The sequence below is a fragment of the Mesorhizobium sp. LNHC229A00 genome, from assembly GCF_000502415.1.
Taxonomy (GTDB): domain Bacteria; phylum Pseudomonadota; class Alphaproteobacteria; order Rhizobiales; family Rhizobiaceae; genus Mesorhizobium.
In genome coordinates, this window is record NZ_AYWQ01000005.1 from 126,599 (window position 1) to 152,572 (window position 25,974).

Here is a 25,974-nt window from a genome sequence, read left to right on the forward strand (position 1 = left end):
GGTTTTCCGTCCGGAATTGTGCGATAACAAAGAGTTAGAGCAGGCGGTGATCCCATCGAACGCTGAACGCTCTAGACTAAAGCATGTCATCAAGGCTCCAATGATTGCCCCAGCGGGCATCGATTTCGTCGTCCACATTCTGGTAGCGGATATCCGTCGACAGCCGGATCAGCCCATCGAGGCTTTGGTTGGTCGTGGAGGCATGGATCATGTAGGGCGAGTGAAGGACGATGTCGCCCGCTTCGAAATCCGCCATCAGCCAGCGCGTGTCGAACCGCTCCGCCATATCGGGCAGGTCCTTCGACACCCAGCCGCCCTCACTCATGTTGCGATTGTAGGCACTGATGCGCTCCTGCGAACCGAGAGCGGAATTGTCCTTGTTGAACTGTCTCTCCAGGGCGGCGCCGACGGCATGTGATCCCTCCAGGTAGACCAGACCGCCCATGTCGACGGTCGTGTCGCCGATCGGTATCCAGGTCGTGACCACCCGGTTGGTGCCTCCGCGCAGATAGACGAGATCGTAATGCGCGGGCGTCGCTATGGCCGTTCCGGGCAAGGTGAAGCGCATGATCTTGCGTTTGTGCAGATAGGATAGGCCGCCCACGAAAGCGTCCATCAATCGCGCTAGGCGCGGCTGCGCGCAAAAGCCCTCATAACCGGTTGACCGAACCACCGACATCAGCCGGCGCTCGGCGAGCTGACGGTCGACGGCACGACCCGAAGCGATGCCCAGCGAGGGATCCGTACCGGGTTCCAAAAGTCCGCTCTCGGCAAGATGGGAAAGCACCCAGCCACGAAAATCAATCACTTCCCTGCGGGGCAAAAGGCCCTTCAGCCACACATAGCCTTGGGTCGTATAAAGATGCCGGATGGCTTCAATGCCGACGGACGGGTCGGTCGCGGAAAGGTATCCGAGCCTGTTCGGCATTGTCGACAGCCGCTTGCCGTCGGCTGTGAGGGCAACCGGCGGGATGTCCGGAAATGCCTGCTCATCCGTTGATACCGACATCTCATCACCTGGATCGTTTCGACCTTGGCCGGAGAATACCTTATCATTCGGACCGCTCCCATGGATAGGAAACCGACCTCTATTTGCTCACGCCTTTCAGCCCTGCATCCTGTTCGCCGGGCAATTGCTGGCGGTATCGATTCGATCGAAACGGTTGCGACGAGGGTCGGGATCGGCGATGCCTTCCGCGTCCCGCGGCTCTTTCGGGAGCGCGAAAACGGCTGGCCCAGCGCGTTTGGCCGCCTCGCCAAGAAGACATAAGTTGCAGGGCAACCGGCTGTATGGCCCGGAAAAGACGTGACTTTTTTAGGGGCGACCCGGCCGCGGCCCCGTTAGGCGCCTTACCGAGGCGAAATCCGCCTTCGCATAAGTTCTTGAATCATATAAGCTTGTGCTTGGGATAGAGGACGACCAGGAGGGGTTTTGGCACTTGCTGCCGGCAACACGACGCGTCTGTGGACGCTGGTCGCGAAGGAGTTCTGGCGCAAGACGCGCCGGCGCCTGCGCGCCGGGCCGGTCTATCGCTGGCGCTATTCGGGCCGCACGCCCGAACGTGTCCTGATCGCACCGCCGGACCTGCGCCTCGCCGATCCGCAGATCGCGCTCGAGATCTACTACGGCCGTTATCCTCTGTCCGGCCACCTGGTCGAGACCGGCGGCAAGTCCCCTTTCCAGATCAATGTCCCCAACCACGGTTGGCAAAAAACGCTGCATGGCTTCCGCTGGTTGCGCCATATGCGCGCCGCCGGAACCGAGCTTGCCGCCGCCAATGCCCGTGCCCTGGTTTCGGACTGGATCGCCATGCATGGCAATCATATTTCGGGCGTTGCCTGGGAGCCAGGCACGACGGCCAAACGCATCATTGCCTGGCTGCAGCACTCCTCCATCGTGCTGCAGGGTGCCGAGTTCCCCTTCTACCGCGCTTTCCTGAAATCGCTGGCCATGCAGATCCGCTATCTCAGGTCGATGGCGCGCGAAATGCCCGACGGCAAGGACCGGCTGCGCGCCCGCATCGCGCTGGCCTTCGCGGCGCTGTCCCTGCCGGCGCCGGCCTCGGCGCTGCGCGGCGCCACCCGCACCCTCGCCGGGGAACTCAATCGCCAGATCCTTGCCGACGGCGGCCACATCTCGCGCAACCCGATGGCGGTGCTGGAAATCCTCGCCGACCTCCTGCCGCTGCGCCAGACCTATGCCAACCAGGCCGAAGCGCCGCCGCAGGCGCTGATCGGCGCCATCGACCGCATGCTGCCGGCACTGCGCTTCTTCCGCCACCAGGACGGCAGCCTCGCCCGCTTCAATGGCATGGGCGCCACAATCCATGACCGCATCGCCACCATCCTGCGCCATGACGACACCGCCGGCGCGCCGCTGCTGCATGCGCCGCATTCGGGCTATGAGCGGCTGGCGATGGGCGGCACCACCGTCATCGCCGATACCGGCCTGCCGCCACCGGTCGACGTGTCCAATGCAGCGCATGCCGGCTGCCTCGCCTTCGAACTGTCGTCGGGCCGCCAGCACTACATCGTCAATGCCGGCATCGACACCTACGGCGCCGCCGAGTTCCGGCCGCTGGCCCGCGCCACCGCCGCGCATTCGACAGCTACCATCAACGACACGTCTTCGGCGCGTTTCACCCACGCGCTGCGGGTAAACGACCAGTTGGGTTCACCGTTGATCGGCGGCCCGCAGCAAGTGCAGTGCAAGCGCATCGACCAGAAGGGCGTCCACGGCTTCATCGCCCGTCATGACGGCTATCTCCAGCGTTTCGGCTTCCTGCATGAGCGCGAGCTGAAACTCTCCTCGGACGGCAATGTGCTGGCGGGCCGGGACCGGTTCCAGCGGCCCGGCAGCACTGCGATCCGCAACAATGGCCGCGATTTCATCACCGTGCGCTTCCACGTCCACCCCGACATCAATCTGCTGCAGGACGAGCAGGAGCGGCTGGTCCTGACCGGCGATCAGGCCGATACGTGGGTGTTCACCTCTAGCGAAGTGGCGCCCGAAGTTGAGGAATCGATCTATTTCGCCGGTCTTGGCGGTCCGCGCCGCAGCCGCCAGATCGTGCTCGCCTTCAAGGCGTCGGAAGTTGCCGAAGTCCACTGGCAGCTGACCCGGACAAAGTTCGCCGGTTATCCCGAGAACAATTGAGCTTGCGGCGGCAATGGCACGCCGCAAAATAAGCCAACGCTTGATTTCCGAGCCTCATGTGCTACGGCGCGGGCACGCTCCTCCAGACATGAAAGGCCGCCAGCCATGGCCGTTCCTGCCAAGAACATTCCCGCCCCCGACCTCGTTCCGGTCCGCCGTGCGCTGCTCTCCGTCTTTGACAAGACGGGCTTGATCGACTTTGCCAGGGCACTGGCCGCGGCCGGCGTCGAGCTGGTCTCCACCGGTGGCACGGCAAAAGCGATCGCCGAGGCCGGCATGGCGGTGCGCGACGTCTCCGAGCTCACCGGCTTCCCCGAGATCATGGATGGCCGCGTCAAGACGCTGCACCCGTCCGTGCATGGCGCGCTGCTTGGCGTGCGAGACGACCCCGAGCACGCATTGGCGATGCGCAAATACGGCATCGAGCCGATCGATCTCGTCGTCTCCAATCTTTACCCGTTCGAGGAAGTCCGCCGCTCCGGCGCCGACTACGCGTCGATCGTCGAGAACATCGACATTGGCGGCCCGGCGATGATCCGCGCCTCGGCCAAGAACCACGCCTATGTCGCCATCGTCACCGATCCCGGCGACTACGCCGCGGTGCTCAACGCGCTGGAGATGAACATTGGCTCTCTGTCGCTGGATTTCCGCAAGAAGCTGGCGGCCAAGGCCTTCGCCCGCACCGCCACCTACGATGCGGCGATCTCGGGCTGGTTCGCCGAGGCGCTGGAGATCGAGCATCCAACCTGGCGCGCTTTCGGCGGCAGGCTGGCCGAGGTGATGCGCTACGGCGAGAACCCGCACCAGGGCGCCGGCTTCTACGTCAATGGCGACAAACGGCCAGGCGTCGCCACGGCGCGGCAGCTGCAGGGCAAGCAGCTATCCTACAACAACATCAACGACACCGACGCCGCCTTCGAACTGGCCGGCGAATTCGATCCGAACCGCTCGGCCGCCGTCGCCATCATCAAGCACGCCAACCCGTGCGGCGTGGCCGAAGGCACATCGCTGAAAGCGGCCTACGCCAAGGCGGTCGCCTGCGATCCGGTCTCGGCGTTCGGCGGCATCGTCGCCTTGAACCGCACCCTTGACGCCGAGGCAGCCGAGGAAATCGTGAAAACCTTCACCGAGGTGATCATCGCGCCCGACGCCACCGACGAGGCTGCGGCAATCATAGCTGCCAAGAAGAATTTGCGCCTGCTCGTCACCGGCGGCCTGCCGGACCCGCGAACGGCCGGCACGACGGTCAAGTCGGTTTCGGGCGGCCTGCTCGTCCAGGGCCGCGACAATGCCGTGGTCGACGACCTCAACCTGAAAGTGGTGACGAAGCGCGCGCCGACGCCGGCTGAAATGGCCGATCTCAAATTCGCCTTCCGCGTCGCCAAGCACGTCAAGTCGAACGCCATCGTCTACGCCAAGGACGGCGCCACGGTCGGCATCGGCGCCGGCCAGATGAGTCGGGTCGATTCCTCGCGCATCGCCGCGCGCAAGGCGATCGACGCGGCGGAGACCGCAGGCATGGCGGAGCCGTTGACCAAGGGCTCGGTGGTCGCTTCGGACGCCTTCTTCCCCTTCGCCGATGGCCTGCTGTCGGCCATCGAAGCCGGTGCCACCGCCGTGATCCAGCCGGGCGGTTCGATGCGCGACGACGACGTCATCGCCGCCGCCGACGAACACGGCATCGCCATGGTGTTCACAGGCGTGCGGCATTTCCGGCACTAACCTGCCGCTCGGCGTTGAGATGCTTCACGAATTCGCTCCGCTGAGTCGACTGGTGCGGTTTTCGAGAACCGAGCGGAGCGGACATTGGTATCCGTGAGCGCGGAAAATCGCGGCAGGGCGGCCAGTATGGTGAATTATCGAAGGGTCTACTCCGGCCGATCCGCCGGATACGGTGTGCGAACCAGGATCGCCATGCCGATGGCCAGGAACAAAATAATCGCCGCCATGCCAAGCCGGGCCGAGCCGCTGGTTGCGGTAATCGTCGCCACCATGAACGGAGCCAGGAAACTGGTTGCCCGACCGGCCAGCGCGTAGATGCCGAAATAGCGGCCGGATTCGGCTGCGGTCACGCTGCGCGCCATGTAGGAGCGCGACGAGGCCTGCACCGGCCCGAAGGCCAGGCCAATCAGCAGGCCGTACATGATATAGGCCTTTTCGGCCGCCGTACCGAACAGGCCGCCTGAGTCGGCGGTCGAAAGCTGGATCAGGCCGAGCAGCGTGAATCCAGGCCCGGTCGAGACCACGCCGATGGTGGCGATGGACAGCATGACCAGCGAAATCATCACCACCGCCTTGGAGCCCAGCGCGGTGTCCAGACGGGCGGCGACCCAGCAGCCGAAGATGGCGACGACATTTAGTATGATGCCGAACATCCCGATCTCGGTGATCGACCAGTGGAACATGCCCGCCGCGAAGGTGCCGCCCAGCGCCAGCAAGGCATTGACGCCATCCTGGTAGATCATGCGGGCGACGAGAAAGCGGAAGATGCCGCCACGCTTGCGCACCTCGGCCAGCGTCGACTTCAGTTCCGACAGGCCTTCGCGCACCGCCGGCCCGATCGGGATGCCCTTAATGGCGTCGGGCGTAAAAAAAAACATCGGCAGGATGAACAGGAAATACCAGCCGGCGGACAGNATCATGCGGGCGACGAGAAAGCGGAAGATGCCGCCACGCTTGCGCACCTCGGCCAGCGTCGACTTCAGTTCCGACAGCCCTTCGCGCACCGCCGGCCCGATCGGGATGCCCTTGATGGCGTCGGGCGTAAAAAAAAACATCGGCAGGATGAACAGGAAATACCAGCCGGCGGACAGCGGCCCTGTGGCGCGAGCATCCTCGCCCAGCTGCGGATCAAGCCCGAACAGCGGGGTGATGCCGATGATCGTCTTGCCGGTCTCCGGCGAGCCGGCCAGGCACGTGACGACGAAGATCAGTGCGATCATGCCGCCGAGATAACCGAGGCCCCAGGCCACGTTGGAGACGCGGCCTATCTCGCTCTTCGGCACTAGCCGCGGCATCATGGAATCGTTGAAGACTGTGGAGAACTCCGCTGCCACCGACGCAAGCGAGAACAGCGCCACGATCAGGAACAGGTTGGAACCCGGCGCGGCGAACCAGAGCAAGCTAAGACTGGTGACCTTGATCGCCGCGAAAAACGCGATCCATGGCTTGCGCGGCCCTGTCTGGTCGGCGATCGAACCGAGGATCGGCGACAGCACCGCGATGACCAGCCCAGCCGCGGCGATGCCATAACCCCAGACGGCTTGGCCCGTGGTCGGATCGTCCGCCATGCGCGAAACGAAATAGGGGCCGAAGATGAAGGTGGTGACGACCGTGAAGAACGGCTGCGCCGCCCAGTCGAAGAACATCCACCCCCAGATGCCGCGCCCGGATGCCCGCTGCACTGTCTCTACCGCCATAGTGATTCCCTCGGCGTCCGCTCCGCCCATTTCGGGCGCCATGTCTGCATGTTTCGAATGATCATGCAAACGGACAACCGCTGGCTCACATCCCCGTCAGATCGCTCATCAGCCCCGACGCAACCGACAGTCGCGACACGGTGATGTCGCCGCCCTCCGTCAACGCCTGCAGCCGTTCGCGGATGCGCGCCACCCGCTCGCCACCCGCTTCCAGCCAGGCCGCCACCGGATCGGCCGCCTTACTATGGCCGGTAAGCGCGGCGATAGCGATGCCGCGCCGCGCCGCGCCGATCGTGTCGGTGGCGCGGGACAGAGCGAGCTGGTCATAATAGTCCGATGGCGTGATCGAGCGCGCCGCATCCTCGACGCGCGGGATGCGGAAGGCATCGCTGACGGCGAAGAACGCCTTGGCCGCCGCGACAATATCGGCACCGGCGGTGCGGGCCGTCAGCGCGACGTCGGGGATGAGCTCCGCCGCCTCGCTCATCGCCAACTGCTCGGCCAGCTTTTCCGGGGCGCCCGCCTTGAACAGCCCGTGCCGCTTCTCCTCGATCCGCTCGCGCGAAAAAGCCGGCAGCAGCGAAACAAGCTTGGGCTCCAGCGCCTTGCGCGCATCCTGCAGTTCGGCGATGCGCTGGCCGAGCGGTGCCGTCCCGGCATCGTTCTTCAGATACCAGCCGCTGCTCATATAGATAAGCCGGCTCACCATCTGATAGAGATCGAGTTGCACCTGGCCGTCGACTTGGTTGTCGAGCGCGTCGATCTCGCGATAGAGCGCGGGCAGCGCAAAGCCATCGCGCACCACGGCGAAGGTGCGCACCACATCGGCTGCGGTGCGCCCCGTCGCTTCCTGCAGCCGGTTGACGAAGGACGGCCCGCCGCGATTGACCAGGTCGTTGGCGACGACGCGGGCGATGATCTCGCGGCGCAGCCGATGGCCGTGGATCTCGAAAGCGTATTTCTTCGCCATCCGGTCAGGGAAATAACCCATCAGGTCGCGGTCGAAATGCGCATCGTCAGGGACGTCGCTGGCGACGATGTCGGAAAACAGCACGATCTTGGCATAGGCGAGCAGCACGCCGAGCTCGGCCCGGGTCAACGGCTCACCGCGCGCCTCGCGCTCGGCAAGGGCTGCCGGCGACGGCAGTGTTTCCACGACACGATCGAGAAGGCCGCGCGCCTCCAGCGCCGTCATGAAGCGGCTCTGATGCGCGATGTCGGCGAGGCCGCGTTTGCGGGCGATCGAAAGCGCCAGCGTCTGCTGGTAGTTGTTGGACAGCACCAGCCCGCCGACCTCTTCGGTCATCTCGGCTAGCAGCTTGTTGCGCGCCGGCCGCGTCAGCGATCCCTTGCGCATCGCCGACGCCAGCGCGATCTTGATGTTGACCTCGACGTCGGAGCAGTTGACGCCGCCCGAATTGTCGATCGCGTCGGAATTGCAGCGGCCGCCATTCATGCCGAACTCGATGCGCGCCCGCTGCGTCACGCCCAGATTGGCGCCCTCGCCGATCACCTTGGCGCGCACATCCAGCGCCGTGATGCGGATGGCATCGTTGGCGCGGTCGCCGACCTCGGCATTGGTCTCGGTCGATGCCCTGAGATACGTGCCGATGCCGCCGAACCACAAGAGGTCGACCGGCGCCTTGAGGATGGCGGTCATGATCTCGACGGGTGTAGCGGTCGTCTTGGCGAGTCCTATCGCCGCCGCCGCGGCAGCCGGCAAGGTGATCGATTTCTGGCTACGCGAAACGATCACGCCGCCGTCCGACAGCTTGGTCTTGTCATAGTCCTGCCAGCTCGAACGCGGCAACGCGAACATGCGCTCGCGCTCTGCCATCGAGGCCGCCATATCGGGATCGGGATCGATGAAGATGTCGCGATGGTCGAAAGCGGCGATCAGCCGCGTTTTCGGCGACAACAGCATGCCGTTGCCGAACACGTCACCCGACATGTCGCCGACGCCCACGACAGAGAAGGGCGAGGTCTGGATGTCGCGGTTGATCTCGCGGAAATGCCGCTTGACCGCTTCCCAGGCTCCCTTGGCGGTGATCCCCATCTTCTTATGGTCGTAGCCGGCCGAACCGCCGCTTGCGAAGGCGTCGTCGAGCCAGAAGCCGTGCTTTTCGGAGATGGCGTTGGCGGTGTCGGAGAAGGTTGCCGTGCCCTTGTCGGCGGCGACGACGAAATAAGGATCGTCCTGGTCGCGGCGCACGACACCCGCCGGCGGAATGACGCCGTCGAGGCCGATATTGTCCGTGATCGACAGCAGGCTGGAAACGAAGTTCTTGTAAGCCGATGTGCCGGCCTCGAAGATCGCGTCACGTCCGGCGCTCATCGGCAGTTTCTTGGGATAGAAGCCGCCCTTGGCGCCGACCGGTACGATGACGGCGTTCTTGACCTGTTGTGCCTTGACCAGGCCGAGCACCTCGGTGCGATAGTCCTGGGCGCGGTCGGACCAGCGCAAGCCGCCACGCGCCACCGGGCCGAAGCGCAGGTGCAGGCCTTCGACCTCCGAGCCGTAGACGAAAATTTCCCGCCATGGCCGCGGCGCTGGCAATCCCTCGACCGCCTGCGACTCGAGCTTGATCGCCAGCGATTGGCCTTTTTCTTTCGTATCGGCAACGAAATGATTGGTGCGCAGCGAGGCTTCGATCAAGTTGAGGTAGCGGCGGATGATGGTGTCGTCGTCAATGTTGGGCACATCCTCCAGCGCATCCCTGATCTTTGCCTTGAGGTGCTTTGCCGCCACCACGCCTTCGGTTTCGGCCGTGGGACCGAGCCGGGCGATGAACAGCGCGTGCAGGCCGCGCGCGATCTCGGGATAGCGGTTGAGTGCCGCGGCGATGAAATCCTGGCTCTGCGGGATCCCGACCTGCTGCAGGTAACGGCCATAGGCACGCAGGATGGTGATCTCGCCCGACCACAGGCCGGCGGTCTGGGCAAGGCCGTTATAGCCGTCATTGTCGACGTCGCCGCGCCACACCGACAGGAAAGCGTCCTCGAACAGCGCGCCGCCGTCGGCGAGGTCGATCGGCTTGCCGTAGCTGTTCTCCAGTTCCATGTCGTGGATGAAGACCAGGCCCGACTGGTCGTCGCCGACTTCGAAAGTCCGCTCGCTGATGACGCGGAAGCCTATGTTCTCCAGCACAGGAACGCGCCGCGACAGTGCCACGGGGCTGCCATGGTGATAGATCTTCAGCGCCGCCTGGTGGGGCTTCTGCTCGGCATGCCGGTAGTAATCGATGGCGATCGGATTGCCGGCGCTGATCTTGGCGATGCGTCCGGCATCGGCCAGCGCAACGCCAGCGCTGAACGTATCCCGGTAGCTCTCTGGCAGCCGCGCGGCGATGGCTTTCAACGCCGGGTCGCTGCCGCTGGCTTCGGCCGCATCTGCAAGCGCATCTTCCCAGGTGCGCACGATGTCGCGGATCGCCGCCTCTATTGTCGCCTGCTCGACCTTCGGCGTCTTGCCGCCGGAGCGGCCGATGATGAAGTGCACGCGCGCCAGCCCGCCTTCCGGGAAAGCCGGGTAATAGGCCGACAGCCGGCCCTCGAACGCGGTTTTCAGATAGGCGCCGATCTTCTCGCGCACGACGCTGTCGTAGCGGTCGCGAGGCACGAAGACCAGGATCGAGACGAAGCGGTCGAACTGGTCGGCGCGCACCAGCGCCCGCACGCGCGGCCGCTCGACCAGGCCGAGAATGGCAGCGGCATGCTTGCGCAGGATCGGCACCGGCACCTGGAACAGCTCGTCGCGCGGATAGCTTTCCAGCACGTTGATCAGCGCCTTGCCGGAGTGGTCGTGGCGGTCGAACCCCGACTTGGCGATGATGGTTTCGGCCTTGGACCTGAGATACGGGATCTTCATCACCGAGCGTGTGTATGCGGTCGAGGTGAACAGTCCGACGATGCGCAGTTCGCCCGCCAACGCACCCTTGGCGCTGTAGGTCTTGACGCCGATGTAATCGAGATAGATGCGCCGGTGCACCAGCGACTTGGCATTGGCCTTGGTGACGATCAGCGGCTCCGGTCCGTGCAGGAAGGCGCGGATTTCAGGCGTCGTCGTCACGGCCTCGGTGCCGCGCCTCAGCACCAGCACGTCCGGGTCGGTCAGAATGCCGAGGCCCGGTTTTTCGGCGCGCTCCAGATTGCCGCTTTCCTCGCCGCCGGTGTACTTGAATTCACGCATGCCGAGGAAGGTGAAATTATCGTCGCGCAGCCACTCCAGGAAGGCGATAGCCTCGGCGACGCTCTTCTTGTCGAGCGGCACCGCCGAATAGCGGAATTCGGAGATGGCCTGATCGAGGCGGGCCAGCATCGGTCGCCAGTCGTTGACGGCGGCATGCACCTGGCCGAGCATCTTGCGCAGCCGCTCGGTCAAGCCATTTGCTTGTTCGGGCGTCAGCCGGGGAATATGCACATGGATCACGCTCAGCCGGTCGTGGCTGCCGTCATCCCTGGCGAAATTGCCATCCCCGAGGATTTCGTCGACGCCCGTCTTGCCGTGGCGAACCGTGACCACCGGATGGGTGACCAAGGTCGGTTCACCGGCGGTTTCTGTAACCTCGCCGAGAATGGAATCGAACAGGAAGGGCATGTTGTCGTTGACGACCGTGATGACGGTCACCGGGCGGCCTTCGCGAACCACGCCCGAATCGGCTTCGACGGCGACGACGCACTCACCCTTATTGTGGGCGGCGACCGCCTGACCGGCCAGATCGGCGGCACGCTCGAGGTCGGCCACGTCATAGGCGGCGATATCCTCCGCCGGCGCGCGGGCGAGCAGGTAATCGGCGAGCCTGGCCGGCCTGTCGTCGGCCTTAGCCGCAGGTGCCTTCTTCTTCGACTTAGCTGCGGACTTCACGCTGGCCATGACGCTTCTTCCCTCCCGTCGCATGCTTTTGCGACTATGGTAGCAGATGACCGCTGTTTGGCGACAAAGGTTTGACGGCTTGCCAAGAATTCTCGGAATTCGGCGGCAAGGCTTCGCATGACGAGGAGAAATGACACGATGACCGGCAAAATCACCGCGCTAGACCTGGCCGCCGGAGAGCTGAGCGAGCCGACAAAAGCCTATTTCGCCAAATGCGAGGAAAAGCTCGGCCTCGTCCCCAACGTGCTCAAGGCCTATGCCTTCGACGACAAGAAGCTGCGGGCCTTCACCGACATGTACAATGACTTGATGCTGGGCGAGTCCGGCCTGTCGAAACTGGAACGCGAGATGATCGCGGTCGCCGTCTCCTCGGTCAACCATTGCTACTATTGCCTCACCGCGCATGGCGCGGCGGTGCGCCAGCTCTCGGGCGATCCCCTGCTTGGTGAGATGATGGTGATGAATTTCCGCGCCGCCGATCTTTCGCCGAAGCAAACGGCATGCTCGAATTCGCCGTCAAGCTTACCGAGGAGCCGGCCAGGATCGTCGAGGCCGACCGCGCTGCCCTGCGCCAAGCCGGCTTCAGCGATCGCGACATCTGGGATATCGCCTCGACCGCGGCCTTCTTCAACATGTCGAACCGTGTCGCGTCCGCGATCGATATGCGGCCGAACGACGAATACCACGCCATGGCGCGATAGGGCCACGCGCGTTCCACCATCGGTCCTACTTCGCATCAAGCGTTGACAGGCGAATGCCGCCAGCTAGTTTTCCGGAAACAAAATTTCCAAGGGGTGAAACTTGATGCCCGAGGCCAACGCTTCGTGAATGGGATCCCCTATGCTTGATGCAATTGCCAAACCCGGGATTTTTCTCCGCGCCCTGAGCATGACGCTGGCGCTCGCCGCTCCACCCGCTCACGCCTTCGAGGCGTCATCTGTCTACCAGCCCATTTTCGAGACAGCGGCGGCCAAGACAGTAACCTTGACCGGCCACGACCTGACCGTCGAACAGGTCATCGACATCGCCCGCAATGGCGCCAAGGTCGAGCTCAGCCCCGAGGCGCTGCAACGTTCGACGGACGCTTATGGCCTGCTGCTCGAAGGTGCCGCCGAGGGTATCACCATCTACTGGTTCAACCGTGGCGCCGGCGACCAGCGCGAGACGGTGATCTTCTCGGGCGATCCGACGACGCCCGAAAACAGCAAACTGCTCAAGGATCAGCAGCTCGCCCGCTTCAAGGGTGGCGTCAACAGAGGCTACGGGCCGGAGCTGCAGGAAGAAGCGCTGGTGCGCGCCATCATGGCGATCCGCGCCAACACCATGTCCTACGAGGCTGCCAGCCCGCAGCTGACGCACCTGCTGGTCGACATGCTGAACAAGCGGGTGACGCCGGTCGTGCAATCGCGCGGCACGTTAGGCGAAGGCGACCTCGCGACGCTCGGCAATATCGGTGCGACCATGGTCGGCGAAGGCGAAGCCTATCTCGATGGCGTCCGCATGCCGGCCACACAGGCCCTTTCCCAGGCCGGTCTGAAGCCTCTCGAACCTTTCGCCGCCGACCAGGCCGCGCTGATCAGCACCAATGCCTACGCACAGGCACAGGCGGTGCTTTTGCTGGAGGACGCGCGAAAACTGCTGGAGTGGACCGACCTCAGCTACGCCATGGGGCTGAACGGCATGAATTCCAGCGTGACGCCGATTTCCGCACCCGTGCAATCCATGCGGCCTTACCCATGGCTGACATGGGATGCCGCGCGGGTCATGGACATGATCAAGGGCAGCTATCTCTTCGATGAGGACCAGACCCGCATCATCCAGGATCCGGAAAGCATGCGTGCCTCCAGTCAGCGCCAGGGCTCCGCCTGGCAGGCCTGGGCGGATCTGCGTCAATCCGTGCTGCTCTCCATCAATTCGTCGGATCACAATCCGGCCGTGCTGCCGGGCCTGACGCCGCAGAGCTCGCCTGAGCTGAGCACGCCGCAATTCATGAAATATTATATCAAGGGCGGGCCGCTGAGTGGCGGCAAGTCCGGCTATATCTTCTCCAACGCCAACTGGGATCCTTATCCCATGGCCAATCAGGTCGAGGCTTTCACCATCTCGCTCACCAATCTCGGTGTCGCGGTGGCGCAGCGCATCGAGCGCTTCCGCAACCCCTTCTTCACCGTGGTCAAGCCGGCCGATGTGCTGAAGCCCGACGAGCGCAAGGACATCCCGACCTTCGATGGCTATCTGCCGACCGATCTCTGGCAGGAACTGGCCGACCTGGGCACGCCGGTGACGCCGAATGGCCAGGCGATCGTCGCCACCGTCGAGGACCTGGAAGGGCAGACCCGCATCAAGACGCAACGCGCCCGCGAGGCGGTCGACATATCCTTCCATCTCTTGGCGCAGGACCTGTTGACGGCGAGCTATTGGATGGAAATCCGCAAAGCGCAGAATCCGCAGCGGAAATTCGGTGAGGCGCCAACCGCGGCGCTCGAGGCGCTGCGCCAGGTGATCCCCTGGCATCAGGAGGCATCGGAACGGCAAAAGCGGCCGCTCGGCATGGTCGCCTACGATTTCATGCAGGAGAACCCGGCCTCGAAATTCTATTCCGGCGGACCGCCGGCACCGACGGCCGCCGCCATGCCCGCGGCCGGCGTCTTGCCCAGATAGCCTTACCGCGCCGCGATGGCCGCCGCCGCACCGGCCATCGTCGTGGCGCTGACGCGGTTGGCGATCTTCATGGCGCGCTTGCTCCTGAGGAGCTTGCGCGCCTGCGAGGCGGCGAGCACCCAGGCGAGATCGATGGCGATCAGCACCACCGCCATGGTCACCGTCAGTTCGACCCAGCCGACGAGACTAACCGAAGCGAGGTCGATGATGGTCGGCAACAGCGCCAGGTAAAACATCATGATCTTGGGATTGCCGAGCGTGACGGCCATGCCGGCGAAGAAAAGCTTGCCGGCCGAATCCTCACGCGGCATCTCGCCGTCCTTGGCGTCGACCGGCGCCGTCCACATCTTCCAGGCAAGATAGGCCAGGTAGAGAACGCCGACCCATTTTACGACGACGAAAGCGAGATGGAAGGTCTGTGCCACCACGGCCAGCCCAAACACCGCCAGCGACAGCCAGATGCCTTCGCCGATCCACATGGCAAGCAGGAACGGAAACACATCGCGAAACCCCTTCGAGATAACGCGCGCGACAAGCGCCGCGATCGATGGGCCAGGCGAACCGGCGGCCACGAACAAGGCGGCGGCGAAGATCAGCAGCGAGGCGAGGTGCATGGCGAGGGTCTCTGCGTCAGGGCTCCATCAATCACAATAACCCGACAGCTGGGTCTCTGGCAAAGGCAAGACAATATGGACCATGGCCGCTGTCTCTACAGCGTGGCTTGGGGAGCCCCTTGCAGCCCCAGCGTCACGCCGCTAGAAGGGCCGCCGCGAAACAATTTCGAGCTTCACTTTGCCCCAGTAACCACCGGTCTCGTCAACTCCCCCGACACACCTGCATGGCGCCGGATCAGCGGTGCCCGTTTGCAATTTTCATGTGTTCCTCTGGGCGGCGGTTCGAGACCGGTTTGGCATTGCTGAACCGCTGTCGCTCGGCTTTCCGCTAGCGACACCTGACATCACAATCTCCGCAGCCACCCGCCACGCCGCGCCCACATGGGCATCTCGATAGCGCCGACCGGATGAACTTCCCAACGGGAAGGACTTACCGGCATGTCTTCGGCCCTGCGCATCCACTGGACGATCGCGCCTGAAATCGCACCACGCCCCCTGATCAACTGCAATCGCTGCGGCTTCGTGAAAGCCTACGCTGCAGCGAGAAATTCCGCGTCAACGCCAACGGCAAGCGCATCGACGTGTGGCTGATCTACCGCTGCGTCGACTGCGACAATTCCTGGAATTTCGGCATTCTCGAGCGCTGCAACCGGCGCGATATCGCGCCGGCACTGCTGGCGGCGCTCGAAAGCAATGATCCCTCACTGGTCCGGAGCCATGCCTTCGACATCGTCGCCCTGCGCAACCAGGTGGGACGCGTCGAAGAGTTTCCTGACGCCGTCGTGCGCAAGCGGGTGATCGGCGGGATTAAGCGAGGCGCGATGGCGCTGGAACTTCGGCTCGGTCTGGAAGTACCGGTATCGTTGAGGCTCGACCGGCTGCTTGCCAACGAACTCGGCATCTCGCGGTCGCGGCTTCAGGCGTTGGACGAGCGGAGGCTGCTGACCATCGAGCCGGATGGAGCAAAGGCCCTGCGCAAACCGGTCCGAGAGGGAGTGACAATCCGCATCGATCTCGCCAGCGAGCCCGACCGGCGGACCATCATCTCGGCCGCTGGTGGATGAACGAAAGAAGGCGGAGCACAAGTGCTCCACCCTCTCAAACTCGGAAAAGCAAACCTTACGCCGCGCCGACCGCCTTCGACGACTTCTCGAAACGCTTGCGCTCGTTCGGGTCGAGATAGAGTTTGCGCAGGCGAATGGTCTTCGGCGTCACTTCGACCAGTTCGTCGTCCTGAATCCAGGCCAGCGCGCGCTCCAGCGTCATGCGGATCGGCGGGGTGAGCTTGACCGCCTCGTCCTTGCCGGCGGCGCGGATGTTGGTCAGCTTCTTGCCCTTCAGCACGTTCACTTCGAGATCGTTGTCCCGGCTGTGGATGCCGATGATCATGCCCTGATAGACCTTGACGCCGGGATCGATGACCATCGGGCCGCGGTCTTCGAGGTTCCACATGGCGTAAGCCACCGACTCGCCCTGTTCGTTGGAGATCAGCACGCCGTTCGTGCGACCAGGCAACTCGCCCTTATAGGGCTCGTAGGCATGGAACAGCCGGTTCATCACGGCGGTGCCGCGCGTATCGGTCAACAGTTCCGACTGGTAGCCGATCAGGCCGCGCGTCGGCGCGTGGAACACGATGCGCTGGCGATTGCCGCCCGAGGGACGCAACTCGACCATTTCGGCCTTGCGCTCCGACATCTTCTGCACGACGACGCCGGCATGCTCCTCGTCGACGTCGATGACGACTTCCTCGACCGGCTCCAGCAATTCGCCGTTCTCGCCCTTCTGCATGACGACGCGCGGACGCGAGACGGCGATCTCGAAACCTTCGCGGCGCATGGTCTCGATCAGGACGGCGAGCTGCAATTCGCCGCGGCCGGAAACGAAGAACGAATCCTTGTCGGGCGATTCTTCGATTTTCAGCGCGACATTGCCTTCGGCCTCGCGCAGCAGACGGTCACGGATGACGCGGCTGGTGACCTTGTCGCCTTCGGTGCCGGCCAACGGGCTGTCGTTGACGAGGAAGGACATGGTCACGGTCGGCGGATCGATCGGCTGTGCATGCAGCGCCTCGGTCACCGCCAGGTCGCAGAACGTGTCGGCGACGGTTCCTTTCGACAGGCCGGCAATGGCGACGATGTCACCCGCCTGCGCTTCTTCGATCGGCTGGCGCTCGAGGCCACGGAAGGCAAGTATCTTGGAGATGCGGCCTGTCTCGATCTGGGTGCCGTCATTGTGCAGCACCTTGACCGCCTGGTTGGACTTCAGCGTGCCGCTCTCGATGCGGCCGGTGATGATGCGGCCGAGGAACGGGTTTGCTTCCAGGATGGTGCCGATCATGCGGAACGGGCCGGGATGAACGGTCGGCGCCGGCACATGCTTGATGACGAGGTCGAACAGCGGCGCAAGCTGCTGGTCCTTCGGGCCTTCCGGATTTTCCGACACCCAGCCATCGCGGCCCGAACCATAGAGGATCGGGAAGTCGAGCTGCTCGTCGGTGGCGTCGAGCGCGGCGAACAGGTCGAACACCTCGTTGACCACCTCGACATGGCGCGCGTCCGGCCGGTCGATCTTGTTGATGACGACGATCGGCCTCAAGCCCACCTTCAGCGCCTTGCCGACGACGAACTTGGTCTGCGGCATCGGGCCTTCGGCGGCATCGACCAGCACGATTGCCGAATCCACCATCGACAGGATGCGCTCGACCTCACCGCCGAAATCGGCGTGACCGGGCGTGTCGACGATATTGATGCGCGTGTCCTTCCAGTCGACCGAGGTCGCCTTGGCCAGGATGGTGATGCCGCGCTCCTTTTCGAGATCGTTGGAATCCATGGCACGCTCGGCGACGCGCTGGTTGTCGCGGAAGGAGCCGGACTGTCTCAAAAGCTGGTCGACCAGGGTGGTCTTTCCATGGTCGACGTGCGCGATGATCGCGATATTACGGAGGTTCATGATCTGGTCTCGGAAGCGTTGCAGGCAGCAGGCCAAAGGCGCTGCCTCTTTCGGTTGCGCGGCTCATACAGGGTTTTTCGCAGTTGCGAAAGGGGACGCGCGACACCAAATACTCATCAAATCTTAAGCATCTGCGTGTGAAATGATTTTGTTAACCAAGGCGGGAACCTTTTCAGGGCCCGGACAGTTCGAACGTCATGACCGATAGACTCAACCGATTTTGGCCGCTTATCGCTTCCGCCGCCTTTGCGATGCTGCTGGCGGCCAACGCCGCGCAGTCGGCCGCGACGCTGAAGGAAACGCGGCACGTCTTGCCGGATAACTCGCCTTCCGCGCAGCAGGCCTTTGCCGACGCGCCTGACGGCGTCGACCCGGTGGTGACCGGCCCGGTCAGTGCCGCCTTCAAGCAGAGACAGGCCAGCGCAAACTGCGATAGCGCGGTTTGGCCCAACATTCCAATGGTCTGCTACCCCGATTGATCGTTCGCGCCTGTCCTTACACGCTGAGATGTGTTGAGGTTCAGGTCAGGCCGAGCCGAAAATGGTGGATTAGAGAACCGGAGCGGAGCGTACATTTTGTACGTGAGCACAGTTCTACTGCAACGCAGTAGAACTGGAAGCGCAGGAAGCCGCCGTTTGCAGGCCGGCCTTACCTGAACATGGACGCGCCTCAAGCCGGCTGCGGTTCCGGATCGAAGGCCGGCCGGCTGGTGTTGATCAGGAGCGAAATACAGGCCGCCGCGATCGCCGTCATGCCGGCGATCAGGAACGCCAGTTCGTAATTGCCTTGCAGTTCACGCATCGTGCCGCCGAAGGCGGCGGCGGTGGCGGCACCCACCTGATGGCCTGCCACGATCCAGCCGAACACGATCGGCCCGCTGCGGTCGCCGAAGGCTTCGTTGGCGAGCCTTAAAGTCGGCGGCACGGTGGCGATCCAGTCGAGACCATAGAGCACGGCGAAGATGATCAGGCTGGTTGCCGAGAAGCCGGAATAGGGCAAATAGATCAGCGACAGGCCACGGATGGCATAGTAGACGCCGAGCAGTTTGCGCGGATCGTAACGATCGGTGAGCCAGCCGGACAGCGTCGTGCCGATCAGGTCGAAAATACCCATCATCGACAACAGGCCGGCCGCCTGCACCTCGCCGATGCCCATGTCGCCGCAGAAGGCGATCAGATGCGTGCCGACCAGCCCGTTGGTGGTGAAGCCGCAGACGAAGAAGGTGGCGAACAGGTACCAGAAAACCCGCGTCCCGGCGGCGCGGCGCAGCGTGTTGAGCGTATGCGCCAAGAAATTGCCCTGTGACGCGGGCGAAGTCGGCGGCACATCATCCGCCTCGGCGCCATAACGCACCATGCCGATCGAGGACGGGCGCTCTGGCACCAGCAACCAGACCAGAGGGATCAATGCCGCGGTGGCGATCGCGACAGCGATGACGACAGGCCGCCAGCCGCCTGTCTGGGCAAGCGAGGCGATCAGCGGCAGGAAAATCAGCATGCCGGTGGCGCTGGAGGCCGACATCAACCCCATGACAAGACCGCGATTGGTCTTGAACCAGCGGTTGACGATGGTGGCACCAAGGACGCTGGCGACAGCGCCGGATCCGATGCCGGAAAAAACGCCCCAAGTGATGAACAGATGCCATGGCTTGGTCATCAGCAGGCTGAGCGTGGTCGAGGCCGACATCACCACCAGTGACGCCAGCAGCGTGCGGCGCAGGCCAATGCGTTCCATGAGCGCCGCGGCGAACGGACCGGTCAGCCCATAGAGCAGGATGCCGACGCCCGCGGCGAGCGAAATGACGTCGCGCCGCCAGCCGAAACTGTTTTCGAGCGGCAGCATCATGACCGAAGGCGCCGAGCGCAGGCCGGCCGCGATCAGCAAGCAGAGGAAGATGACGCCCACCACGACGAAGGCGTAGCGCTGGCCAAAGGGACGGGATTGAGCTATCATGTTACTGACCGGTACGTTGCAAGGTGGGAGCATGTATACGTACCGACCGGTAACATTGTCAATCGGGTCCCATCATGCCAAGCGACAAAAATATTGAACCGACCATCAGCGACGGTCATGCGTCGGCGCCACCCAAGGCCGCTAAGAAGATCCTCGACGTGGCCTATGACCTGTTCTACCGGCGCGGTATCCGGGCGATCGGCGTCGACGAAATCGTCAAACGTGCCGGCGTCACCAAGCCCAGCCTCTATCGCAGCTTTCCCTCCAAGGACGAGCTGGCTGCCTCCTACCTCAGGCAATACGATCTTGAATATTGGGAGCGTTTCGACGAGGCCGTCGCCGCCAATCCCGGTGACCCGCGCGCTCAGATCAAGGCTTTTCTGACCCGCATCGGCAAGCGAACGCAAGTGGCGGACTATCGCGGCTGCGGAATGACCAATGCGGCGGTCGAATATCCCGACCACAGTCATCCGGCTCGCGTCGTCAGCGAGGCCAACAAGCAGGAATTGCGCCGCCGCCTGCGCGCCATGGCGGCTGCGATGGGCGCGCAAGACCCTGACACGCTGGGCGACGGGTTGCTGCTGCTTATCGAAGGCGCCTATATCAGCGGCCAGCTGTTCGGCCTCGGCGGACCCGCGCAGTCGGTTGCCCGCAACGCCGACTTGCTGATCGAAGCCAGCTTGAAGAAATAGCGATTGGCGATACGCTGGGGCGACCTCCAAGAGAGATCTCCGCCATGCGCAGCCTGTTGATCCCGCTCACCTTCGCCGGCCTTTGCCAGGCGGCACAGGCCGGCGACATATCCAGCACCTACACCGACCTCGACTGGAAGAAGGACTGCGTGACCTATGCGCGGGCCGAGCAGGGCGACGGCGACTGGGCCGACCTCGCCTGCTCCGGCTATCGAGGCTATCCCGTACTGGTCGGATATGACGACGCCCGCGAATCGCTGTTCTATGGTTTTCCGCCCGGCGGCGACATGACGTCCGCCTGGGAAAGTTTTTCCGCCTTCAATTCGTCCGGAGCCAAGGTCGAGTGGCGCGTCGAAACCAATGGCGACAAAGCCGTGCCGTTCGCGGCCATCCACCGTCGCTCGATCAGCAATGGCGAGGACGAGACCAAGAAGACCGAGGTGCTGCTCGTCGCCAAGGTCGCCCAGATGGACGCCCGCGAAGGCTGCACCGTCGGCCTGGTGCTGGCCACCGGTAACCCCGCCGCCAATGACCAAGCGCGCAAGATCGCCGACGAGAAGGCAAAAGGCTTCGCCTGCGGCAAGGACAAACGCGTGGTTATTGGCGACGTGCCGGCTTTCGGCCGGGTCGATAACTGACCGCTCGAGCTACTTGCTCGTCTTCGCCCGGTCGATCGCGTCCATGATCATCTTCTTGGCGTATTTGGAATCATGCCAGCCTTCGATCTTGACCCATTTGCCAGGTTCCAGATCCTTGTAGTGCTCGAAGAAGTGCTGCACCTGCTGGCGCGTGATGTCGGGCAGTTGCGTGTATTCGGTGACGTTCTCGTAGCGCAGTGTCAGCTTCGGCGACGGCACCGCGATGATTTTTTCATCCTGGCCGGCATTGTCTTCCATGATCAGCACACCGATCGGCCGCACGTTGATCACGCAGCCCGGCACAAGGGCGCGTGTGTTGCAGACCAGCACGTCGATCGGGTCGCCGTCGCCCGACAGCGTGTGCGGCACGAAACCGTAATTGCCGGGATAGCGCATCGAGGTGTGCAGGAAGCGGTCGACGAACAGCGTGCCGGCCTCCTTGTCCATCTCGTACTTGATCGGCTCGCCGCCGATCGGCACTTCGATGATGACATTAACGTCCTCAGGCGGATTCTTTCCGGTGGCTATGGCTTCGATGCGCATGTCTTTTGTCCCTCTCTCGATTGGCAGGAGATAGCGGGCGGCGCAAAATGGTGCAATGCGGCGAATGGTGCTTACATGCGTCCGGCGAGACGCGATGGCGTTCGACGCGTTCAATCATCGGCACAAGATGTTTCAGCGTCGTGATGTGCGTGAGCCCGCGACCACGCCTTCCGCGATCATCCCCCAGGCGGTCAGTCCCAGACGAAGGCGACCTTCTTCAGCGCCTTCTGCTCGAAAATCTCGACCCCTTCGGCGATGTCGCGGCCGCCGGCCCCGGCATAGAAGGCAAGTGCGTTCTGGTTGTCTTCCAGCGCCCACACCACCATGCCTTTCAGTCCATGGTCGGCGAGACGAGCCCTGGCCGCCGAAAACAGCCGCCTGCCGAGCCCTATGCCCTGATATTCAGGGCGAAGGTACAATTCGTAGATCTCGCCCTGCTGCTTGAGCTCCTTGGCGCGGTTCTTGCCGATCGTCGCATAGCCGGCGATCGTGCCGCCGATCTCGACGACGAGGACGGTGGCGGCGCGGCGGATGGCGTTGGCCCACCAGTCGCTTCCGCGACGGTTGATCATCGATGTCAGCGTGCGGTGCGGAATGATTCCGCTATACGCGCCGCGCCAAGCCTCGAGGTGCACTTCGGCGATGGCGCCGGCATCGCGCGGGTCTGCCTTCCGAATGTCGATCGTCAGCGTATTCATGATTAGTTAACCATAAACCCGCATCGCCCGATTGCAAGAGTCCGGGCGGCCCATGGTCCGCTTTCGCACAGACGATCATGACACTGCCGACATTGGCCAAAGCCTGCCTGAAAACGCGCTCAGCCGAGGCGGATGGCGTGGCTTTCGAGTACCCGGAGCGCAGCGGACTTTTAGGGTTTGTGGCATCGGAAGCCCAGAAAGCCGCGTCGGGCGTTCGGCTGAGTAGCATTTGCTAGGTAGGCTTTCAGATTTCGACCAGATGGTCGTCGAGCTCGTTGGTATCGCCCGAAGTAACCGGAAAGTGCTCGGCCAGCACTGCCCCGACCCGCTCGATCGCCTTGACGAAACCGTCGGCAAGCCGATCGTCGCCGGCATGCGCGGTCAGATCGCGCACCACGCCGTCCCAGACATGCTGGCCGACCTTGGCGTCGATGCCCGAATCGGCGACCACTTCGGCGTAGCGCTCGGCGATCGATACGAAGATCAGGACGCCGGTGCGCGCCGTGGTGCGATGGACGTTGCGGGCGAGGAACTGCTTGACCGCATTGGCGTGCGCAGCCTGATAGCGCAGCCGACGCGGCACCATATGGATGCGCAGGCCGGGGAGCGCCCACAACAGGGCCAGCACGCAGGCCAAGGCCAGCAACTCAGCGATGACGAAATGCGGCAGGCGGATGGTGAGCCACCAGGCCTCCAGCCCATAGGCGACCGCCAGGCTGACGGCCAGCATGCCGAGTGTCGCCATCAAGGCCGCGGGAGCTAAGTAGCCCTCGCTGGCATGCGCCACGACGCAGTAGATCTCGCCGTCGGTTTGCGCTTCGGCGGCGCGGATCGCAGCGGCGATGCGCTCATGATCCTGCGGGCTGATCGGTCGTGTTGCCATGATCTTGTCTCACCAGCTTCCTGAAGAACCGCCACCGCCGGACGAGCCACCGCCACCGGAAAACCCGCCGCCACTGCTTGACCCCGACGACCAGCCACTGCCGGAACCGCCCGAGGACCAGCCGCCGCCCGACGACCTCGTCCAACCGCTGGTTCCGGATGATCCACTCGCACCCTGGCCATAACGAAACGTCATGCCCAGCCATCGATACACGCCTGGCGACAGCTTTGTGCCGAACATCGGCGGCAGGAAGGCCATTGCCAGGCCACCCAAGAACATCGTCGCCCACAGGATCAGGAACACCGCGACGACCGGATCCATGGGAGTGCTGCTGCCGGAGGGATTGCGCTGGCCGCGCGCCTCCAACTCCTCCGGATTGCCGTTCAGCACCATGATCATGTCGTCGACTGCCTTGGAGATGCCGCCCGGGAAATCGCCGGCGCGGAAAGCCGGCACCATGTCGTTTTCGATGATCAGCTTGGTGTGCANAGCCGGTTGGCGTAGGGCTCGATCTCCTCGCCGCCGAGGCTGGGGATGGTGGCGACGACGATCTGGTCCGAGCCCTTGGTTTCGAGGTCGGCGAGTTTTTGGGTCAGCGTGGCACGTGTGCCGGCATCGATGATGCCGGCATTGTCGACGACACGGCCGGTCAGAGCCGGAAGATCGGCGGCCACGGCGGCGATCGAGGCAAGCAGCACAGACGCCAGGATGATTAAGGCCAGGCGCAGCCGCGAAGCGCATTGGCACATTGAAGGGACGGCAGCTCTGACCATGGCGTTACCAGCTTCCCGAGGAGCCGCCGCCGCCGGACGAGCCACCGCCACCGGAAAAACCGCCACCGGAGGACCCTCCGCCGGAGGACCAACCGCCTCCGCCGGACGACCAGCCGCCGGACGATGATCGCCGGTGCGGCTCGAAGGTCATGCCAAGCCAGCGATAGCGCCCGGGCCCTAGTTTCTGGCCGAAGATCGGCGGCAGCACCGAGGCCGCGATGCTGCCGAAGAAAATGATCGCCCAGATGCCGATGAAAATGGCGAAGAACAGGTCGTCGGAATTGAACGGTGCTTGCTCGTTCCGTTTGCCGCGCGCTTCCAGTTCTTCCGGATTGCCGTTCAGCACCATGATCATGTCGTCGACGGCCTTGGAGATGCCGCCCGGGAAATCGCCGGCGCGGAAAGCCGGCACCATGTCGTTTTCGACGATCAGCTTGGTGTGCAGGTCGGTCAGCGTGCCTTCCAGCCCGTACCCGACCTCGATGCGCATCTTGCGGTCGTTTGGCGCAACCAGGAGCAGGACACCGTTATTCTCCTTGGCCTGGCCGAGCTTCCAGAAGCGGAACAGCCGGTTGGCGTAGGGCTCGATCTCCTCGCCGCCGAGGCTGGGGATGGTGGCGACGACGATCTGGTCCGAGCCCTTGGTTTCGAGCTCGGCGAGTTTTTGGGTCAGCGCGGCACGTGTGCCGGCATCGATGATGCCGGCATTNAGCCGGTTGGCGTAGGGCTCGATCTCCTCGCCGCCGAGGCTGGGGATGGTGGCGACGACGATCTGGTCCGAGCCCTTGGTTTCGAGCTCGGCGAGTTTTTGGGTGAGCGCGGCACGTGTGCCGGCATCGATGATGCCGGCATTGTCGACGACGCGACCTGTCAGAGCCGGAAGATCGGCGGCCACGGCGGCGAACGGGAGGAAGAGGATGCCGGCAAGAAGGCCAAGAAAGGAAAGGTAGGCGTTCCGCAGCGCCCCCCTTGAGGGGGAGATGTGCAGCAGGACAGAGGGGGTTGTTTGCACGCCGGCGGTCCGTCTTCTAGCGGAATTTGTTCCGGTGACGGTCGCCGTTCACCCGCCCTGCTTCGTGCCGAAATCGACCTTCGGCGGCTGCATCTTGTCCTCGTCGACAGTGAAGTTGGCGAAGGGCTCGTTGCCGCGGAACCAGAATGTCGCCCACAGCACCGACGGGAAGGTCTTCAGTGTCAAATTGTAGTCCCTGACGGCCTGGATGTAGTCGCGGCGGGCAACGGCGATGCGGTTCTCCGTCCCTTCGAGCTGCGCCTGCAGCGCCAGGAAATTCTGGTTGGCCTTAAGGTCGGGATAGGCTTCCGACACTGCGATCAGCCGCGACAGCGCGCTAGTCAGCCCGGCCTGGGCATCCTGAAACTTTTTGAGGGCTTCCGGGTCCTTCAGCGTTTCCGGCGTCACCGTGATCTGCGTTGCCTTGGCGCGCGCTTGGACAACGGCGTCGAGCGTGTCCTTTTCATGCGAGGCATAGCCCTTGACCGTCTCGACCAGATTGGGAATGAGGTCGGCGCGTCGCTGATACTGGTTCAACACCTCGCTCCATGCCGCCCTGGCGTTTTCTTCCGCCGTCGGGATCGTGTTGTAGCCGCAGCCGGCAAGCAGCGGCAGCACGATTGCCATCATCAGGAAGGCGGGCAGCGTGCGAAATGTCGATGGTCGAGCAAGGCGCTGGACAAGCATGAAGGGATCCCTCGATAGAAGTTGCATCCGAAGCATTACCACAATCGGCGCGCAAGAAAACGGCCTCGGTCTCTGAAGCAGACTCGGCATGAATTGTGCCCGCCCCAAGGCCCTGTGATTGGCCCGGTGAACACGATAAGGTTCGATCAGAACGGGATATCACCATGGCGAAACGCCAGGACAGCGACAGTGAATCGCGCCGTATCCTCCAGCGCGTCGCGCAGGAGACCGATCCGGCCGGCAATTCTTTCGTGGCACGGACGACGAAAGGCGTGCGCGACCACGTCTCGGCGGCCGATGCCGACCGCACGGATCCGATTGAAGTCTGGGGCACGCGCGTTGGCAGGATACTCGGCCTGCTTCTGGCGCTGGGCCTGATGGTCTGGCTCGTGCTTTTCCTCACCCGGGGCAGCTAGGAATCA

At 63.6% G+C, this 25,974-nt stretch carries 18 protein-coding genes and 3 pseudogenes; 9 read left to right on the forward strand and 12 right to left on the reverse strand.

The genetic code is table 11. From position 1 onward, the window contains the following. Positions 1 to 76: 76 nt before the first annotated feature. On the reverse strand, positions 77 to 1,009 hold the full coding sequence (locus tag X742_RS157905) for a phytanoyl-CoA dioxygenase family protein (protein ID WP_023771785.1): 933 nt from the start codon (positions 1,007 to 1,009) through the stop codon (positions 77 to 79). A gap of 423 nt (positions 1,010 to 1,432) precedes the next feature. On the opposite strand from X742_RS157905, the gene X742_RS157895 reads away from it, so the two are divergent. Together X742_RS157895 and purH are read left to right on the forward strand one after the other, a co-directional pair. After that, positions 1,433 to 3,157, forward strand: coding sequence for a heparinase II/III family protein (locus X742_RS157895; protein WP_023771787.1), 1,725 nt, complete (start codon positions 1,433 to 1,435; stop codon positions 3,155 to 3,157). Between the two features lie 105 nt (positions 3,158 to 3,262). After that, complete coding sequence (gene purH / locus X742_RS157890; protein WP_023771788.1) at positions 3,263 to 4,879, forward strand: bifunctional phosphoribosylaminoimidazolecarboxamide formyltransferase/IMP cyclohydrolase; 1,617 nt, start codon at positions 3,263 to 3,265, stop codon at positions 4,877 to 4,879. A gap of 146 nt (positions 4,880 to 5,025) precedes the next feature. Here purH and X742_RS157885 read toward each other — a convergent pair whose 3' ends face one another. Continuing rightward, positions 5,026 to 6,576 carry an MFS transporter gene (locus tag X742_RS157885; protein WP_023771789.1) on the reverse strand — a complete coding sequence of 517 codons (1,551 nt, stop codon included), beginning with the start codon at positions 6,574 to 6,576 and terminating at the stop codon, positions 5,026 to 5,028. Between the two features lie 85 nt (positions 6,577 to 6,661). Next, positions 6,662 to 11,449, reverse strand: coding sequence for an NAD-glutamate dehydrogenase (locus tag X742_RS157880; protein ID WP_023771790.1), 4,788 nt, complete (start codon positions 11,447 to 11,449; stop codon positions 6,662 to 6,664). Positions 11,450 to 11,587: 138 nt separating this feature from the next. Here X742_RS157880 and X742_RS01000000169990 point away from each other — a divergent pair. Beyond that, a pseudogene (locus X742_RS01000000169990) lies at positions 11,588 to 12,150 on the forward strand (peroxidase-related enzyme). 139 nt (positions 12,151 to 12,289) lie between these two features. Then, entirely contained in the window at positions 12,290 to 14,110 is a 1,821-nt protein-coding gene (locus tag X742_RS157875) for an aromatic amino acid ammonia-lyase (protein WP_023771791.1), read from the forward strand. A 2-nt stretch (positions 14,111 to 14,112) separates the two neighbouring features. Here X742_RS157875 and X742_RS157870 read toward each other — a convergent pair whose 3' ends face one another. Beyond that, entirely contained in the window at positions 14,113 to 14,724 is a 612-nt protein-coding gene (locus X742_RS157870; protein WP_023771792.1) for a LysE family translocator, read from the reverse strand. Positions 14,725 to 15,162: 438 nt separating this feature from the next. Between X742_RS157870 and X742_RS01000000169995 the strand changes: the two are divergent. Continuing rightward, a pseudogene (locus X742_RS01000000169995) lies at positions 15,163 to 15,788 on the forward strand (DUF1062 domain-containing protein). Between the two features lie 55 nt (positions 15,789 to 15,843). On the opposite strand, the gene typA reads toward X742_RS01000000169995, so the two are convergent. Continuing rightward, positions 15,844 to 17,673: a translational GTPase TypA gene (gene typA / locus X742_RS157865; RefSeq protein WP_023771793.1), complete on the reverse strand. Its 1,830-nt coding sequence runs from the start codon at positions 17,671 to 17,673 to the stop codon at positions 15,844 to 15,846. A 197-nt stretch (positions 17,674 to 17,870) separates the two neighbouring features. Here typA and X742_RS0136675 point away from each other — a divergent pair, with 197 nt between their 5' ends. After that, complete coding sequence (locus X742_RS0136675) at positions 17,871 to 18,152, forward strand: hypothetical protein (protein WP_031247846.1); 282 nt, start codon at positions 17,871 to 17,873, stop codon at positions 18,150 to 18,152. 190 nt (positions 18,153 to 18,342) lie between these two features. Here X742_RS0136675 and X742_RS157860 read toward each other — a convergent pair whose 3' ends face one another. Further along, positions 18,343 to 19,626, reverse strand: a complete 1,284-nt coding sequence (locus X742_RS157860) for an MFS transporter (protein WP_031247847.1) — start codon at positions 19,624 to 19,626, stop codon at positions 18,343 to 18,345. 74 nt (positions 19,627 to 19,700) lie between these two features. Here X742_RS157860 and X742_RS157855 point away from each other — a divergent pair, with 74 nt between their 5' ends. After that, the gene (locus tag X742_RS157855) at positions 19,701 to 20,318 is read left to right on the forward strand and encodes a TetR/AcrR family transcriptional regulator (RefSeq protein ID WP_023771795.1); all 618 of its coding nucleotides are present in this window, start codon (positions 19,701 to 19,703) and stop codon (positions 20,316 to 20,318) included. 44 nt (positions 20,319 to 20,362) lie between these two features. Further along, positions 20,363 to 20,956, forward strand: coding sequence for a hypothetical protein (locus tag X742_RS157850; protein ID WP_023771796.1), 594 nt, complete (start codon positions 20,363 to 20,365; stop codon positions 20,954 to 20,956). Between the two features lie 9 nt (positions 20,957 to 20,965). Here X742_RS157850 and ppa read toward each other — a convergent pair whose 3' ends face one another. From ppa to X742_RS157830, 6 genes and pseudogenes are all read right to left on the reverse strand, one after another. After that, the gene (gene ppa / locus X742_RS157845) at positions 20,966 to 21,499 is read right to left on the reverse strand and encodes an inorganic diphosphatase (RefSeq protein WP_023771797.1); all 534 of its coding nucleotides are present in this window, start codon (positions 21,497 to 21,499) and stop codon (positions 20,966 to 20,968) included. Positions 21,500 to 21,690: 191 nt separating this feature from the next. After that, a complete protein-coding gene (locus tag X742_RS157840; protein ID WP_023771798.1) occupies positions 21,691 to 22,197 on the reverse strand; it encodes a GNAT family N-acetyltransferase in 507 nt (168 codons plus the stop codon). A 244-nt stretch (positions 22,198 to 22,441) separates the two neighbouring features. Further along, positions 22,442 to 23,080 (reverse strand): TPM domain-containing protein, encoded by a 639-nt coding sequence (locus tag X742_RS157835; RefSeq protein WP_023771799.1) that lies wholly within the window; start codon positions 23,078 to 23,080, stop codon positions 22,442 to 22,444. Positions 23,081 to 23,089: 9 nt separating this feature from the next. Further along, positions 23,090 to 23,853 (reverse strand): annotated as a pseudogene (locus X742_RS01000000170000) (TPM domain-containing protein). Between the two features lie 4 nt (positions 23,854 to 23,857). Next, a complete protein-coding gene (locus tag X742_RS0136685) occupies positions 23,858 to 24,841 on the reverse strand; it encodes a YgcG family protein (RefSeq protein WP_245275532.1) in 984 nt (327 codons plus the stop codon). A 72-nt stretch (positions 24,842 to 24,913) separates the two neighbouring features. Beyond that, positions 24,914 to 25,552, reverse strand: a complete 639-nt coding sequence (locus X742_RS157830; protein ID WP_023771801.1) for a LemA family protein — start codon at positions 25,550 to 25,552, stop codon at positions 24,914 to 24,916. 164 nt (positions 25,553 to 25,716) lie between these two features. Here X742_RS157830 and X742_RS157825 point away from each other — a divergent pair, with 164 nt between their 5' ends. Beyond that, a complete protein-coding gene (locus tag X742_RS157825; protein ID WP_023771802.1) occupies positions 25,717 to 25,968 on the forward strand; it encodes a hypothetical protein in 252 nt (83 codons plus the stop codon). The last annotated feature ends 6 nt before the right edge of the window (positions 25,969 to 25,974 follow it).